A 16,562-nucleotide genomic window follows, 5' to 3' on the forward strand; every position below is an offset into this window, starting at 1 on the left:
ACATTCACAAATCAGCAGCACTTGCTTCTAGTATCTATTGTAAACTACGAGAGCATTTTTTTACAAACGTAGCGACTGAACGGGTTGAGTCACGTATTGATGATTGGATATTTAATTTCTTGAAAAGGTATAGATGATTCTATTTTTTAATACGCTGCGCTACGGCTATAGACAGTAACATAACAATATAAGAACTATTGAAAGAATTCCTAATAAAATTTCCTGAAGTATTGATTCCCTTATCTATATTACTTATCTTAGCAAATGGAATATACGCGACTTCACTAGGAAAAGCAACAACTGAAAAACCATTAAAGAAATTTGTAAGATGCTCACGGAAAGCGAGTGTAGTCCATGAGCAAGATAAGTAAATCAAATATTTAACTTCACAACTGAGCTATAGCACCATTGAATATTGCATATCAAAAATTAATTTAAGCTGCAAGAGATTTTAAAAAAACATTGACTTTTTTAAAATATATGCCACAATAACAAAGACAAGTTTATACGGTTACCTTTAATTCAGTCCCGTGAGGCTGGCAAGGTGGAACAGACGAGTTCTGTTCATTCATAATAGTGCAGAATTATCAAATTTCTCTCTATAAACTATACCTTGCCCTTTTGCGGCAAGGTTTTTTCTTTTTAAAATGGTAACCGGTAAACAGCATTTTAAAAGGAGATGGATACTGTGAGAAAATACGACGAAATACAAGTACACGAACGGTTACCTTTATTAAAAAGTTTACCTCTTGGATTACAGCACTTATTCGCAATGTTTGGTTCAACGGTTTTAGTTCCGATTTTGTTCGGAGTCAATCCGGCAACAATTTTGTTAATGAATGGAATAGGAACACTCCTTTATATATTTATTACGAAAGGAAAAATTCCTGCGTATCTTGGGTCGAGCTTTGCCTTTATTTCTCCAGTTTTTGTTGTCCTTGGTCACTATTCTGGAAATGATGGCTACGGATATGTACTCGGTGGTTTTTTTGCAGTTGGGGTTGTGTTAACAATTGTTGCATATATTGTAAAAGTTGCCGGAACAGGGTGGATTGATATTATTTTTCCTCCAGCTGCAATGGGGGCGATCGTTGCAGTAATCGGATTGGAATTAGTACCCGTTGCAGCAGAAATGGCTGGTTGGATTGCTCCAGCTAATGCTGATGGTACGTGGTCAATGGATCCAAAAACAGCAATTGTCTCGTTGTTAACGTTGGCAGTTACGATTGTTTGTTGGGTAACTTTACGAGGATTTTTAAAAATCATACCGATATTATTAGGAATCGTAATTGGATATATTATTGCTTTTTCTGTAGGATTAGTCGATTTCACCGCGGTTAAAGAAGCTTCCTGGGTAACTACACCGCAATTTTATCAAATTAAATTTGACTGGTCAGCAATCCTAGTAATTTTACCAGCAGCGCTCGTATTAATTCCTGAGCATATAGGCCACCTTTTTGTAACGAGTAATATTGTAGGTAAGGACTTGGCGAAAGACCCTGGACTTGACCGTTCACTAGCCGGTAATGGGATTTCAACGATGATTTCTAGTTTATTCGGTTCAACACCAAATACTACGTATGGTGAAAATATTGGTGTGCTCGCGATTACACGCGTTTACTCCACGTGGATTATTGGCATTGCAGCTGTCATTGCAATTGTTTTATCCTTTGTCGGAAAATTAGCGGCCCTTATTTCATCTATACCTACCCCGGTTATGGGAGGAATTTCTCTTTTGTTATTCGGGATAATCGGAGCAAGCGGTATTCGAATGCTTGTTGAAGCTAAAGTAGATTATAGCAGATCTCAAAATTTAATTTTAACATGTGTTGTTCTTGTTATTGGGATAAGTGGTGCTACGATTCAAATCGGAGAGGTTGCGTTAACAGGGATGGGATTGGCAACTGTTGTTGCAATAATTCTAGGACTATTCTTTAAGCTACTCGATGTTTTAAAATTGTCGAATGAATAATATTCCAATTAAATGTGAAACAAATCTTAGTCTTTTAAATTTTCGTCGTGTAGAAAATTAGGAAGGCTCTTCAAAGCGAGCGAATGGAAAATGCGGGAAACCAGCGGGAGGCTAGAGATCGATGAGACCACAGTGTGTACCAGAGGAGGCTCGCCACTCGCCCGCGGAAAGCGCGTATATTCTATAAGCAGAAATGTTACAAAATTTCTCCTCCTACATTACTTTCCGGATACCCAAAAGTTTTATAGAGTTAGTACATAGCACTGCTAGATATGCAAAAGGAATTCAGTTTAAAACTGAATTCCTTTTGGCATCTTAATAGTTCTTTGTCGAATGACGTTGGTGATGTATTTTAAGTTGAGGAATACGTACGAATTAAGTAGAACGAAAACACGAAAGCTTGTGCTCTGATTTCGCTGGCTTGCACTACAGCCGACACGCTTTCCGCTGCCACGGCCTCCGCTTCTGTAGCTCCTCTATCCGAGTCGCTGCAGTGATCTTCAGACGCTTGCTATTTCTGCAGGAGTCCGTCGACTTTCGTTCCAATCAGCCTAAAGAGGGTAATATGGTTTTCGACGACTTTTATTCTACGGGGACATTCACTTGTTTTCTATTAGAAAATAAAAATGAAGGTAGTGAATTTCCTTCACATTTCCCTACCAAAAAGTAAGGTGGTTTTTATTCACCAACGTCATATATTGGAAAACCATCTTAATTACGATGAACATTACATAACAAGGAATCATCATGTGGATGTTGTTTGGCCTCCAACTGGATCGTAACGTGAGTAATTCCAATGCTTTGAAGGTTTTCTTCAATAGCACGTAAGATATGCTCTGTTTCTGCGATCATCAAATTACCATCCACTACCACGTGACAAGATAATGCATGTTGGCTACTTGTAATACTCCATACGTGCAAATCATGAATGCTATATACTGCTGTAACGTTTTCAATACCATTAACGACATCGGTTAAATTAATGTTCTTCGGTGTTCCTTCCATTAATATGTGAAAAGCATCCTTCGTTACTCGCCAGCCGCTAATTAGTACAAGTATAGCAACGAAGACACTTGCTAATGGATCCGCCCAACTCCAGTCTAATGTCATGATTACTATTGCTGCGATAATTGCCCCAATCGAACCGAATAAATCTCCTAAAACATGTAAAAAAGCAGCACGTAGATTCAAGTTTTCCTCTGTTTCACCTTGATTTAATATCCACGCAACAACTACATTTACAATTAAGCCAATGATCGCAATTGTAAGCATGCCGAATGAAGCTACTTCAGGCGGGTCAACGAAACGATGGTATGCTTCATAAAAAATATAAAAGGAAATGATCGTAAGTGTTACCCCATTAAATAGTGCAGCTAGTATTTCAATTCGTTTATATCCATATGTTTTACGATCGTTTGCCAATTTTTCACCGATAATAAAAGCAAAAGCCCCAACGCCTAAAGAAATGGAATCACTTAGCATATGACCAGCATCAGATAGTAATGCGAGACTATTCGTTAAAAATCCTCCAACCGCTTCAATAATCATATAAGCAGTTGTAATAATAAAGCTAATAATAAGCGCCTTTTTATTAGCTGCATGTCCATGTACGTGCTCCAACTGAAATCCTCCTCAAACTAAACAACTAAGATTCACGTAGTAACTACTGTTTTCCCTTTATTCTGTTCAGTTATCCACTATTTTTTAGTGCTAATTAATCGTTTATGCGCGTTTACTTCCTCGCAGTACGTGGTAGAAGAAAAATATAAGGACGATTAAACGCGCGAGCATTTCTTCGTCCACCTTATATTTACTATCATAATTATGAGAATGAGGAATTTGAACGATAACGATACGATATTAAGACGGGACTACGTAGATGCTTGCTCAAAAATCGGAAAAAATATTAAGGAGGCAGCACATATTATGAAGCCCTTACGTCAGCTCAAAAACAATTACGATTCAATTCATCATGTGAAAAATGAAGTAAACAATGCATTTCAACGTTTTTTTGAAGAACCATTAACATTCACTTCCCCTTGGAACAAGGAACACGATTTCTTTCCCCCTATAAATGTGATCGAGAATCTCGATCGCTATACAATTGAAGTTGAAATACCGGGAATGTGCTCAGAAGATGTAAACGTAACAATAGAGAATAATATGTTAACGATCAAAGGAGAAAAGAAACTTGACGATCATGTAAGCATAGAGGAAAACACGATGCACATTAAGGAGCGCGCACAAGGTGTTTTCCATAGGTCGCTCACACTTCCAAACAACGCAAATGCAGATCGTATTTCTGCTGAATGTAAAAAGGGTGTTTTAAATATATACATTCCTAAGGACCGTGTGAATAGCAAACAAATTGAAATTGAATAAACTCTAAAAACGAATGATTACAAATGGTTCCAATCGCCCCTTTTTATGATCGGAACCATTTGTATTTTTATTTACTAGCAATAACTACATGTACAGGCTAAGAGTTGAATTAATAGCTTGTGAACACCTCAAAAAGGTTTGAAAAAAGAATGGCAGTGGAAAATAGTACTTAAGCAACACCTGTTTTTCTTGTTGCAACAATTTAGCTTACGCGTATAACTAATCATCCATTTTTACAACAGAGCCCGTTTTCTAGACAATTATTTTCTAAAAGAGCGAGCCGTTTGGCCGCTATTATGTATAGCAATGGCGTCTTCATATGACAAATAAACGATCAAATATAACAATTACGACCTGGGGAGGAAAGATAGTTGTTGCTAAAGAAGTTAAGGCACACACACCGATATCAAGAAATAATAAATGTTTTAATTAAGAACGGATTTAGTCATTTTTTGTATCGGATCGGTTTAACCGATCGAAATAAATTTATTAATAAAACGAAACGTCAAGCAAATGAGAATATGACACTTCAGCATATAGGTGCAATGGTACGTATATCGTTACAGGAGTTAGGACCAAGCTTTATAAAGCTTGGACAAATTGCTAGCTCTAGAAGAGATTTGCTACCATTACCAATTGTAGAGGAGCTTGAAAAGTTACAAGAGCACGCACCACCTATACCGTTTCGTCAGGTTAAAGATATTTTAGAGGCGGAATTTTCCGATACGCTAAGTAATGTATTCCCTCATTTTAACCAAACACCTTTGGCAACCGCTTCAATCGGTCAAGTACATACTGCTAAATTAAAAACAGGGGAACGTGTCGCGATTAAAATACAACGTCCAAACATAAAAAAGACAATGGAAACAGATTTAGAAATCATACTCCGGCTCGCTGAAAAGATGGAAGAAAAAACGGAATGGGCGAGAGCTTATCGGATTAAAAACATCGTTACTGACTTCTCTCATTCTTTACGAAAAGAACTCGATTATCGTATTGAGGCGTATCATGCAAAGAAATTCAAAAAATTGTTTAGTAAGCAGTCAGACATTTATATTCCAAAAATATATCAAACGTATTCAACAGAAAAAGTATTAACGATGGAATTTATTGAAGGAGTAAGCGTACGTAAGGTAACTGACCTTGATAAGGAAGGTTTAGATCGAAAAACGATTGCTAAACGGTTGGCAGATTCCATGTTAGAGCAAGTGCTTGACGAAGGTTTTTTCCATGGGGATCCTCATGCAGGCAACATTTACATTCTACCAGACAATGTCATATCCTACTTGGATTTTGGAATGGCCGGCTACTTAGATGACGAGATGAAACGTCATATTGCCTCTCTCGTCATCCAAATTGAAAAGCAGAATACGAAGGGGATTATCCGTACATTTTCGAAATGGGGCCTATTGAGTGAAGCAACAAATACACATGAGCTCTCACTGGATATTGATTATTTTTTAGTAACGTATTATGATTTAGAGCTTCGAGAAATAAAAATTGGAAATGCAATTAGCGAACTATTAACAATCGCCTTTAAGCATAACGTAGCTATTCCGTCGAATATTGCTGTGCTTGCGAAGGTTATTCTTACTATTGAAGCTATAATTGCAGACCTTGACCCTGAATTTAATCTTATGCAAGCAATTAAACCATATGGCGACAAATTGATGAAGCAGCGACTAAATCCGAAAAGCATCGCTAAAGACAATACAGAAGAAGTATTTGATTATATTGAGACTTTAAAGGAAGTACCTTATACAATCCAAAAGGCAGCTCGTACGATCCAAAAGGGGACAATTCGTTTTGACGTTAACTCAAACGATTTACAAACCTTTTTAAGAAGACTTGATAAGATTAGTAATCGGATATCATTCAGCATTATCTTACTAGCATTTTGTATTCTAATTGGTTGCTTAATAATTGGTGCCTCAATTATTGATCAATCAACATTATTATGGAAAATTCCAATTATCGAGATCGGTTCAATTGCAACAGTGCTCGTATTTTTATTTATAATGTACTCCGTGTTTAGATCTGGTTAACAACAATAATAAGCAGGGCGTAAATTAAACAGCTTATATCAGCCAACTTCTAGCATACTTCCCCTTTTCCATTCATACAATTGCAATTAATTGCATGTTTTGAAAGGGGGAATGAATCATTTGCTAAAGGCACTACTCGCCGATCATATGTCTTGGAATCTACCCTTACTCCTTCTTTTTATTACACTATCTTGTTTCTATTTCCTGCTGTTGCATAAACAGAATCGAAAGTGGTTAGCGATCTTTAACCGTGAATCGTATATGTTTCACCTTTCACTTATCCTTCTTTATTTAGCAATCGGGAGCCCACTTCTTGCCATAAGTTATTTGTCTATTTCGCTTCATATGCTACATATGAGCATTTTATTTTTCGTTATCCCTCCTCTGTTCCTGTTAGGAATTCCATCTATAATCTACCGACAGCGTTTCATCAATAAGATCAGCATTTTATTTATACGGCCAATGATCGCTTTAACGGCATTTTCTGTTTTATTCTTTCTCTACCATATTCCAATAAATATATCTTACCTATCCAGTCAGCCCATATTACAAAAAGTGTATCTATTTTTATTATTCGTACTTGCCTTACGAATGTGGTGGCCCATTATAAACAATCAATCGAACGAGCAAAAGACGTACGACAGTTATGTAAGAAAAAGCATGCTATTTATTACGCCTGCCTGTCTACTATTAATTATTGGTGCATTGCTTGATGGTGCAAACAATCCATTTCTTACACAATTAACAACACACCTTTGCTTACCTGCAGACTCCTCCCTTCTTCACGTTTTGCCAGTGCCCTTTAACACCAAAATTGATCAATTATTAGCCGGCGCTAGCATGATGGGCATACACAAGACTAGTTTGATCATAACGGCTAGATTTGGTATAAAAAACGAATAAACCGACGAAAAATTAAAAAAATAAAATAGGAGTGCGCATCACTCTGCACCACCCCTACATCTATTTAGAACTGTTATTCCATAAACCGGTTGACATTTATTAATGAATTGCCGATTTAAATCTACCACCATGGACTTCCTGTGTATCCATAATCGTTATAAACGCTTTTTCATCCTTATCATGAACGATCGATTTGAGCTTTGCTACCTCTAGGCGGGTAATAACAACATAAATAATCTCCTTGTCAACGTGATGATATCCGCCTTTCCCGTACACTTTCGTAACCATACGCCCGAGCCGGTCATTTATGGCTCTGGCAACCTCCTCATATTCATCAGAAACAATTATTGCTGCTTTTGTGTCACCGGACAAGCCTTGAACAACTGCATCAATCGCTTTAGACGCTATATAATAAGTAAGAATGGAATACATTGCTTGCTCCCAGCCTAGGACAAATCCTGCCCAGCCAAATACAAATATGTTTACAAACATAACAAATTCGCCAACAGAAAACGGAATCTTCTTTGATAATAATATACCAAGAATTTCCGTACCATCGAGCGAACCGCCATTCCGGATAACAAGTCCGACACCTGCACCTAATATTAATCCACCAAATACAGTAGCAAGCAAAGGTTCATTTGTAACGGGCGACATTGTGAGCAACAGATTTTCAATTATCGCAAGGAAAACAATCCCAAATAACGAGGAAATAAAAAAGCTTTTTCCAATATGTTTATAGCCTGTGTAAAGAAATGGTAAGTTAATAATAAAAATAAGCACACCAAAATTGATCCCGGATAAGTTGTTTAATAATAAAGCAACTCCGATTACGCCTCCATCAATAATTAAATTCGGCACAAGAAACAGTTCTATGGAGGCTGCTGCCATTGCTGCACCAATCATAAGCATTATATAGCGATAGATAAAACGAATTACTTGGCCTTTTTTCATTTGCCACACCTGCTATTTTTAAAGTTTTAAACGGAAATTTTGCTTGTAACGATTAAAAAAACTACGCAAGTTCCACTTCGAACGATTAAGTCTGCTTTTGTTCGCTAAAACAATTCTAAAAAGAGCCGTACGACATCAGCACCTGCAATAAATGTACCGAGCGCACTTCCGAGACTTGCTAATACAACTACTAGTAATATTCTTGTGACGTTATTTTCCCAAAACCCTTTTACATGTTGTACATCGTCTGCTAACGATTCAAAATCCTTAACGACTGGCTTGCGCATAATCGCTTGAACAAATCCAGCAAAAAACCCAGCACCGATAAGTGGACTTAAGGAGCTAATTGGCGCAACAACAAAAGCTGTTAGGATGGCCAGCGGATGGCCAAATGCAACCAAAGCACCGAGCGCTGAAAGGGTTCCATTCCATAAAACCCAGCTAAGCGTTTGCTGTAAGCCGAGGGATGGATTCATATAAAAGGTATACGCAATAATCCCAACAATAAGAACAGGTATCGCCCATGCAATGATTTTTGGCGCTTTAGACTTAGGTGGTTTACGCATTAACTGTTTAATATCATGGTCGTTATGTATTTCCTTTTTTATCCCTGGAACATGTGCTGCACCAACGACTGCAACAATTTTATTCCCCGGTGCGTTTTTAATCTTTTCAGCTAAATATTGGTCTCGTTCATCGACTAACGGCTTTTTTAAAGCAGGAAAACTTTTTGAAAGATCTTGTAGCATTGTGTCAAGCATGTCTTGTGTTTTCATATGCTCTAGTTCTTCTTCCGTTATTTCATCCGTAATAAAAATACTACCAACTACTTGCATTAACAGTTTCGCTTTTCCCCACAGTCCTACATTGCCCCAAATACGAGAAAATGTCGTTTGGATGTCTCGGTCAGCTAATACGAGCTGTGCATCGATCTCTTTTGCAGAGTCAATTCCTTGGATCATTTCCTGCCCTGGATTTATACCAAATTGTTTAGCAATCCTTTTTTGAAACGAGGAAATTGCTAAATTCATTAAAAGCAACGTCGCTTTTTTATTCTTAATAACATGAAATATATCCATGTCCTTCCACTTGCTACCCTCTGTAATCGATTTGTAGCGTTGTTCGTCTAATTCAATACAAACTGTATCTGGTCGCTCCGCTTCAATTACTTCTCTTACTTGTGTAGCACTACTTCTTGAAACATGAGCTGTACCTATTAAAATTAGTTCCTTATTCGCAATAGTAATTCGTGTAATATATTCTTCTGACATTGGACGGTTCCTTTCCTATTCCATGCGTTCATTAATTATTCCACGTGAAAAAAAGATAGTCAAGCGACACACCACTTTTTACCATTTAATCATACTTCAGCTGTTGATAAATTTCTGGTGCTGCTTTATTGATACGGGTAGGACGCCAATTCGGTTTCACCCAAATATGCAAAGTAGACCCGCTTGCCAATCGCTGACCATTAAGGGGTACTTTTGTTCGCTCGCTTCCTATATCGGTTTCTTTTTGTTCGTCAACTTTTCTCACTTCATAATCAAACCGTAGCCTTACAGCTGATACTTCAGATACTTTTGCAAAAACAGCAATTACATCATCGTATTTTGCTGGTTGTTGATAGTTCACTTGCAAATCAATAACTGGCAATAAAAGGCCTAAGCTTTCCATTCTTCTGTAAGCAAGTCCTGCAGCTCGCAGCCATTCGGTACGCCCAATTTCAAACCAGCGTACATAATTGGCATGGTGAACGACTCCCATCTGATCTGTATCCTTATAATGTACGCGTACTGTTTCTCGATTCCACTTACTCACCGGTACGTTCCTCCCTGCCAATCGTATTTTTTAGCAAGTCGTTCTTCAACAATTGACCATATGGTATTCCTTTAATCGTTTCATTAAAAATAATAAAGCGACTGTCCAATTGAGTAATAATATAAGATAGATCAGCTTTTTTTAACATCGTATTAAGTGGTACTACTACAACACCTACAAGTGAACTGGCTATAATGAGGGCCGGATATTCCGGAATGTTTTCCATTAAAGGGCGACATGATCCACTCGCTTTACCCTTGATTTATTAAGGCTTGAGCGTATTCGTTTGCGTCCTCCCACAGTTTTCCGTACGTTCTGGAACGCTTATCGACATGAAGATATATCTTTTCTTCATTGTTAGTGCATACGAACTGAAAGTGTTCAGCAATTGTATTACGTGGTCATACTTCATACCGTTTTTTCAAGTCAGAGCGTCTTTCAGTAACCATATTTTGCATTTGACGCTTGTTCTGTATGAATAACCCCCATCTGTTACGCCCTCCTGATCAAGTATCCATCTATTCGGTATTGAGTGATACCCGTTTAGTTTATCTGAAATTAAATATTCGTGCAATTACACTTAATTCCTAGATTGAGTCAAGTATTTGTGGGTGTTATTTTAAGAAGTTAAAAAACCTCTCTTTGTATTCGTAAATTTTAGTATTGATTTCTAGCAACCGCAGTAGATATACACTACGCTTTCCGAGGAGGCTGAAGCCGTGCCCGCGGAAAGGATCCACCTGCAGTGAAAATCAACGGTGTTATTCATGTGTATATCGTTCGAAGTAAAATTGATCACATATTATCTAGTTAGATAAGTGCATGTGTTCCCCCACAAACATTTTACTCATACTAATTCCTAAGCTTAAATCTAGTATTTATGGGAGGTTATTAAGACCTAAAATTATTTATTATTTTACTTTTTTAATACGCGGTTGCTTCAGCAGTTGACATGCTGCTTTTTCTAGAGTCTCGTATATTCCTTACGCTAATAGGTAATAACCATGAATTGATAGAAGAAAAGCTTACTAGATAAAAAAATAATACAATAGTCCCAATGTTTTCCTACAAGCAACAAGGTGCAAACACGTATTTACAGTACTTTTTACTCGTACGTACAAGGGAGAGGATCGTTCTTCTTATATTTCTTCTTTGCCTTCTATTTCGTTACCCTTTACAATAATCTGGAAAGACTATCATGTAAAGCAACAGGTCGAACACACGTATAAACGTTATAATGAGAAAGCAAAACAGACGAATTCGTAATATAACAGGCGGAAAAATAATGCCTGAACATAATATACGAGGAGAGTATTTATGAACACAACGTATGAACTGCCACAATCGATTCAAAAACTGTTGATCGACAAACGACGTAACTCCAACCTTGTAGACTACAATACAGGAAAACAGGGAAAGAACGGATACGTAACTCCTTCAATGGAATTATTTATTGATGCGGTTACCGCTTTAGGAATGGGAAAAAACGTGTTGCTAAAAGGGCCCACTGGTTCAGGTAAAACAAAGCTGGCAGAAACGCTTACCGCTTTATTCAACCAAAAAATGCATAGTATTAACTGTTCCGTTGATTTAGATGCTGAAAGTTTAATCGGTTTTAAAACATTAACGTATAAAGAAAATAAACAAGTTATTGATTTTATACCTGGTCCAGTTACAAACGCAATGAAGGAAGGCTCCTTTCTTTATATAGATGAAATCAACATGGCAAAGCCAGAAACATTACCACTCATTAACGGTGTGCTTGATTATAGACGAACAGTAACAAATCCTTTTACGAATGAAGTCATTACCGCATCACCTGGCTTCAACATTATCGCAGCAATTAATGAAGGGTATATCGGAACAGTGCCTTTAAATGAAGCATTAAAAAACCGCTTTATCGTAATCGACGTACCTTATATTCAAGGGGGTCAATTGCGACAATTAATTCGAGCAAATACAGATCTTTCGGAAGAAAAAGCGATCAATTCGTTTGTACAGCTGTCCGCTGATCTTATCCAAGCTGTCAAACAAGGTAAACTTTCTGAGGATGCCGCTTCGATTCGAGCCCTTCTTGACGCCTGTGATCTTAGCATTTATATACCACCTAAACGAGCAATCCTACGATCAATAGTGGACAAACTGGACGAACAACGAGAAAAAGACTTGATTTTAAATATAGCAGATACACTGTTTTAGAAAGAACTGCGGTAATGTGTCAAGTTGAAAATTATTAATTTTTTTGTTATCAAGCTTTAATTTGCTTAAAAAAGACAACACTAAATTAATCCTAGTAAATTATTTAATTTTCCTAATAGCGGAGTTGAGATTTAGAAGCTAATTATGTCTCATATATTTACGCTAATTTCGGGTTTGTAAATTTGGTTTTTGCGTCGTAGCGCGTCCACCAAACGCACTAATCTTCTAATCCGTGTCAAAGCAGGGGGTGAGACCCCGACGGAGATGGTTTCCTTCCGAGGAGACTCAAGCCATGCCTGGGAAAAGTGTCCGCCTGTAGTGCAAATCAACGGGTGTAACACAGTGTAATTCTCACGAAATATACACTAGTTCAAATAGAACACAGGAAGGAACAATAGGCGAAAAGCATACTATTCGAGGAGGATACCGATGAAGCCGAATCAATGGCTAGATTTAACAATTGATAGCGGTCTTTTTTTACAACTGCAAGATTTGGCAACTGTTCTAAGTGGTGATGCAGAGTTTATCTTTGATTATAGCTATAGCTCCTATATCGATGTGATCGAAAAAAAAATAACCGGCAGCAGACTTTGGGATACAGAAAATGATGAAATGAAACTTTCTGGTTATAAATCAGATTTGTTTTTACGTATGCTTGGAACACTTTACTATACGAACGTACGTGAGCTACAAAGGTTTAAGCAGGACATCGATGCTTTGAAGCTAAAAAAGTTTGCTACACAGCTCGTCGCTTTGCTTGAAGATATACGGTTAGAAGAAATGATTATTAGAGAAAGACCTGGAACAAAATACGATTTTTCTATTCGGACAGACTATTTGCGGCATTATTTTTATACTCAATTAACTGCCAACGTAACGCGAGGATTTGAAATTGATGCATTCTACTGTATTGTTTATTTAACATTGCGCGCAGAGCAACCAGATCCGGCATTTACGAATGCAACGAAAGAACAGCTTGATCGATTAGAGAATATTAAACCGATTATTCATAATGTATACGCAGCTAAAAACACGAAAGATATAATAAAGATAACGAAAGACATTCTACTACGTCTCGACACGATTGAGAAAGACATGGTAAACAGTTACTTCCCATTACCTATTCAACACTTAGAGAAACTGAACAGTCGCACAATGTTTGATGCGCTAACGAGAACAGATTCGCTAGCTAATGACGACGAGGAAACGGTAAACGACAAAGATAATGATTATATTGATGAACGCTTCTCCACGTGGCACCGCGAAAATGAAAACAGCGACAGAAAGCAAACTTTTCTACAATTTGAATTGGAAGTAGGAACAAGGACAACCTTGTTAGGTGGCGAAGCTCGTGAAACAGAAGATGCAGATGAAGCATTAGGCACCATTCAAGGAGCCTCCGGTACGAGTGAAAAAAATGACTATTCGCAATTAGAGGGACTGGACAAAACAGAAGAACAAAAAGGAAACGATCAAAAGGAAGCAAACGAAAATACGGATAATAAGCATGCGGTTGCGCTTTATAAATACGCTCATGCTCCGACACAATACAATATAAAAGCGTACGAGGATGCCCTACAAATAATTGAACCATATAAGCGCAGACTAGAGGTAACTATTGAAAAAACGATCGAACATAAAAGAAATGAACAACGTCAGCATTTAATTTTCGGTCGGTTATCAAAGCAAATGCTCCCTTTAATCGTTTACGACAATCCACGAGTGTTTTATAAAAAAACTGCACAGTCCAAAGATATGAATGCCGCTTTCACTCTACTTGTTGATTGCTCCGCTTCGATGCATGATAAAATGGAACAAACAAAAAAAAGCCTCATCCTATTTCACGAGGTTTTAAACAAGCTTAAGGTGCCTCATTCTATTGCTGGCTTTTGGGAAGATGCAATGGAAGCTACTGAGAGCTATCAGCCGAACTACTTTCACATTATCCGCAATCTTGAGGACTCCTTTTATAAGCGAGACGGAGCTAAAATAATGCAGCTCGAACCAGAGGAAGATAACCGAGACGGCTTTAGTATTCGAATTGCCACAAGACAATTGTGGGGCAGAAATGAAAAAAATAAATTTTTACTCGTATTTTCTGACGGTGAACCAGCCGCGACCGGGTATGATCAAAATGGTGTAATAGATACGACTGTTGCTGTTTCCGAAGCGCGTAAAAAAGGCATCCATGTTATCGGTATTTATTTAGCTAATGGAGATATAAGCGAAAAGGAAGATCGACTCATGCAAAACATTTATGGAAAAGAACGGGTAATGGTCCCAAATATTTCAGAGCTTACCGACCGACTTGCTCCACTACTAAAGAAATTATTACTTCAAACGATGTAACGTATTGTACAGAAAGGATAATTTAATTATGCGTCTCTGGCATGAAAAGCTTATTCCCCATCTTCCTCGTCAGCAATTGCTCGGCCAGCACCGAGAGTGTTGCGCATTAAGAGGAAATGGGTGGGGGAAAAAACATTCCGTTGTTAACTATGTTTTTACCTATCCACCAATTTATCTTTTTCAATATCACGAACGAATTATGAAAGAAATGGAACGACGGAACTATCGCGTTGATCCTCTATGGAAAAACAAATTTTATCGGGGCAAAAAGTGTGCCTCCTTTTCTTCTGCACAGTTTTATGGATGTATTGAGAAAGAACAAACGCGACAAACGCTTTTTTATAATGAGCATGACGAAGCATACTTGCAAGCTTGCTTAGTTAATTTATTAGAAAAGGGAATTGACTTATATGATACTTGCGAATCACAATAGCCATTCCCTATTTTCGCAGTTAACGGACATCCTTTTCTGTGATGTGAATAATAGAGCTTTATAAACCATCCGTTATGCCAAGTAAAATAATACCAACCACGACAACAGCAATCATCACGTACTGCTTTTTAGACATAATTTCTTTCAAAAAGATTCGTGATAAAATAACCGAAAAGATACAATAAGAGGCAATAAGTGGAGCGGCAATAATCGCATTTCCGGCCATAGCAAAGACATAAAAGAACTGTCCAATCGTTTCTAGAATGGCAGCTATTCCTCGATCTCTTTGTTTAAATAGTTTAAAAGGCTCTTTTTTAATAACCTTTATATAGAAGTAACATATAGCAGCACAAATAAAAAATGTGAACTCATATGCGAGCAGCGCAGCATCTTCGCTAATGAGCTTTAACTCATCGAGATAAATGCCATCAGCAAACGTACCGAGACCGTCAATTAAACTATATAATATCGGAAAAATAATTGCTAATACACCAATCTGATACTTCTTATCAATTATTTTGTTATTCGTTTGCAACGCTTCTGTTTCCGCTTGCTTTTCCAAAAAGGCAAGTCCGATAACACCAGCTGTTACAATAAGAATCCCTGCAATTGCAATGCTACTCATTTCGCGGGGGAAAAATATAAATAGAAGCACAGCACTTACTGCTCCGGAAGAGTTTTGCACCGGAGCTGCAATCGATAATTCAATGTATCGCAATCCAATATATCCAATAGTCATCGACAAAATGTACATAAATGAAACTGGGAAATAACGAACCATATCGAATGGATCAAATGAAATATCTTTAATAATCATATAAAATACTGCGTGAATCCCCATAACAAGACCGACCATAACAACAATCTTCAAATGACTCAGCTTATCCTTGCTGTCTGACCCTTTTTTATAAAACAGGTTTGCTGCTCCCCATGCAATCGCCGTAAAAATTGAAAAAATAAACCACATGTACGATAATCCTCCAACTAGTTAGTCTGTGGTTCGTATGAACGCATATGCCGTCCATAAACCTTTTTTATTTTACCACGTGAAGCAATTTCATAATAGCTTTTATTAATACAGAAGTTAAAAATTTAGAATATGTTTTTTAAAGCCTTACTTCACCTCGTACAGTAAAAGTTATGGTGTCTATGAGCATACAAATTGATTTTGAAGGAAAGTAACCTACATATACATTTTTCAACTTTTAGCTTTTCCAGCACTTATCTTCACATCCAGACCAGCTATACTGATTTGTGAATAAAGATCCCTTTTCAATTTAGGATAACACTTACACTACTGATGAAAGCTAGATTCTAATCAAATTTACATTTGATATACTCGTCATTTTATAGAACGTGATTTCGACTCTCATTGTTTTCCTTTTTACTTTAATTTACAAAAAAGTAATCACCAATGCTCAGGGTAGCGATTACTTCTATTACTAACACGTTGGTCACCCGCTCTAATTAATGCCACATCTGTGTCTTCATCTGAAAAGCTTTCAAC

Annotated in this window: 13 protein-coding genes; 7 read left to right on the forward strand and 6 right to left on the reverse strand. The window is 37.4% G+C overall.

The window, feature by feature from the left end; translation table 11 throughout:
* The first annotated feature begins 688 nt into the window (after positions 1-688).
* A complete protein-coding gene (uraA, locus tag ACLIBH_RS09840) occupies positions 689-1,972 on the forward strand; it encodes a uracil permease (protein WP_439316536.1) in 1,284 nt (427 codons plus the stop codon).
* Between the two features lie 711 nt (positions 1,973-2,683).
* Here uraA and ACLIBH_RS09845 read toward each other — a convergent pair.
* Positions 2,684-3,592, reverse strand: coding sequence for a cation diffusion facilitator family transporter (locus ACLIBH_RS09845; RefSeq protein WP_439316537.1), 909 nt, complete (start codon positions 3,590-3,592; stop codon positions 2,684-2,686).
* A gap of 306 nt (positions 3,593-3,898) precedes the next feature.
* Here ACLIBH_RS09845 and ACLIBH_RS09850 point away from each other — a divergent pair, with 306 nt between their 5' ends.
* The 3 genes from ACLIBH_RS09850 to ACLIBH_RS09860 all read left to right on the forward strand — a co-directional run bounded on the left by ACLIBH_RS09850 (position 3,899) and on the right by ACLIBH_RS09860 (position 7,302).
* On the forward strand, positions 3,899-4,354 hold the full coding sequence (locus ACLIBH_RS09850; RefSeq protein ID WP_439316538.1) for an Hsp20/alpha crystallin family protein: 456 nt from the start codon (positions 3,899-3,901) through the stop codon (positions 4,352-4,354).
* A gap of 371 nt (positions 4,355-4,725) precedes the next feature.
* Positions 4,726-6,399 (forward strand): ABC1 kinase family protein, encoded by a 1,674-nt coding sequence (locus ACLIBH_RS09855; protein WP_439316539.1) that lies wholly within the window; start codon positions 4,726-4,728, stop codon positions 6,397-6,399.
* Between the two features lie 111 nt (positions 6,400-6,510).
* Positions 6,511-7,302 carry a cytochrome c oxidase assembly protein gene (locus ACLIBH_RS09860; protein WP_439316540.1) on the forward strand — a complete coding sequence of 264 codons (792 nt, stop codon included), beginning with the start codon at positions 6,511-6,513 and terminating at the stop codon, positions 7,300-7,302.
* Between the two features lie 99 nt (positions 7,303-7,401).
* Here the strand turns inward: ACLIBH_RS09860 and ACLIBH_RS09865 are convergent, their stop codons facing one another.
* The 4 genes from ACLIBH_RS09865 to ACLIBH_RS09880 form a co-directional block, all read right to left on the reverse strand.
* Positions 7,402-8,256 (reverse strand): YitT family protein, encoded by an 855-nt coding sequence (locus ACLIBH_RS09865; protein WP_439316541.1) that lies wholly within the window; start codon positions 8,254-8,256, stop codon positions 7,402-7,404.
* Positions 8,257-8,360: 104 nt separating this feature from the next.
* Positions 8,361-9,527 carry a TraB/GumN family protein gene (locus tag ACLIBH_RS09870; protein ID WP_439316542.1) on the reverse strand — a complete coding sequence of 389 codons (1,167 nt, stop codon included), beginning with the start codon at positions 9,525-9,527 and terminating at the stop codon, positions 8,361-8,363.
* Positions 9,528-9,612: 85 nt separating this feature from the next.
* Positions 9,613-10,074: an acyl-CoA thioesterase gene (locus ACLIBH_RS09875; RefSeq protein WP_439316543.1), complete on the reverse strand. Its 462-nt coding sequence runs from the start codon at positions 10,072-10,074 to the stop codon at positions 9,613-9,615.
* Positions 10,067-10,300, reverse strand: a complete 234-nt coding sequence (locus tag ACLIBH_RS09880; protein ID WP_439316544.1) for an AMP-binding protein — start codon at positions 10,298-10,300, stop codon at positions 10,067-10,069. Before ACLIBH_RS09880 ends, ACLIBH_RS09875 begins: the two co-directional genes overlap by 8 nt.
* A 1,091-nt stretch (positions 10,301-11,391) precedes the next feature.
* Here ACLIBH_RS09880 and ACLIBH_RS09885 point away from each other — a divergent pair.
* The 3 genes from ACLIBH_RS09885 to ACLIBH_RS09895 all read left to right on the forward strand — a co-directional run bounded on the left by ACLIBH_RS09885 (position 11,392) and on the right by ACLIBH_RS09895 (position 15,055).
* Entirely contained in the window at positions 11,392-12,273 is an 882-nt protein-coding gene (locus tag ACLIBH_RS09885) for an ATP-binding protein (RefSeq protein WP_439316545.1), read from the forward strand.
* Between the two features lie 429 nt (positions 12,274-12,702).
* The gene (locus tag ACLIBH_RS09890; RefSeq protein ID WP_439316546.1) at positions 12,703-14,622 is read left to right on the forward strand and encodes a vWA domain-containing protein; all 1,920 of its coding nucleotides are present in this window, start codon (positions 12,703-12,705) and stop codon (positions 14,620-14,622) included.
* 28 nt (positions 14,623-14,650) lie between these two features.
* Positions 14,651-15,055, forward strand: coding sequence for a TIGR02328 family protein (locus ACLIBH_RS09895; RefSeq protein ID WP_439316547.1), 405 nt, complete (start codon positions 14,651-14,653; stop codon positions 15,053-15,055).
* 58 nt (positions 15,056-15,113) lie between these two features.
* Here the strand turns inward: ACLIBH_RS09895 and ACLIBH_RS09900 are convergent, their stop codons facing one another.
* Positions 15,114-16,022: an EamA family transporter gene (locus ACLIBH_RS09900; protein WP_439316549.1), complete on the reverse strand. Its 909-nt coding sequence runs from the start codon at positions 16,020-16,022 to the stop codon at positions 15,114-15,116.
* Positions 16,023-16,562 lie beyond the last annotated feature (540 nt).

Source organism: Virgibacillus sp. W0430, assembly GCF_051846935.1.
Taxonomy (GTDB): domain Bacteria; phylum Bacillota; class Bacilli; order Bacillales; family Amphibacillaceae; genus JBPYCR01.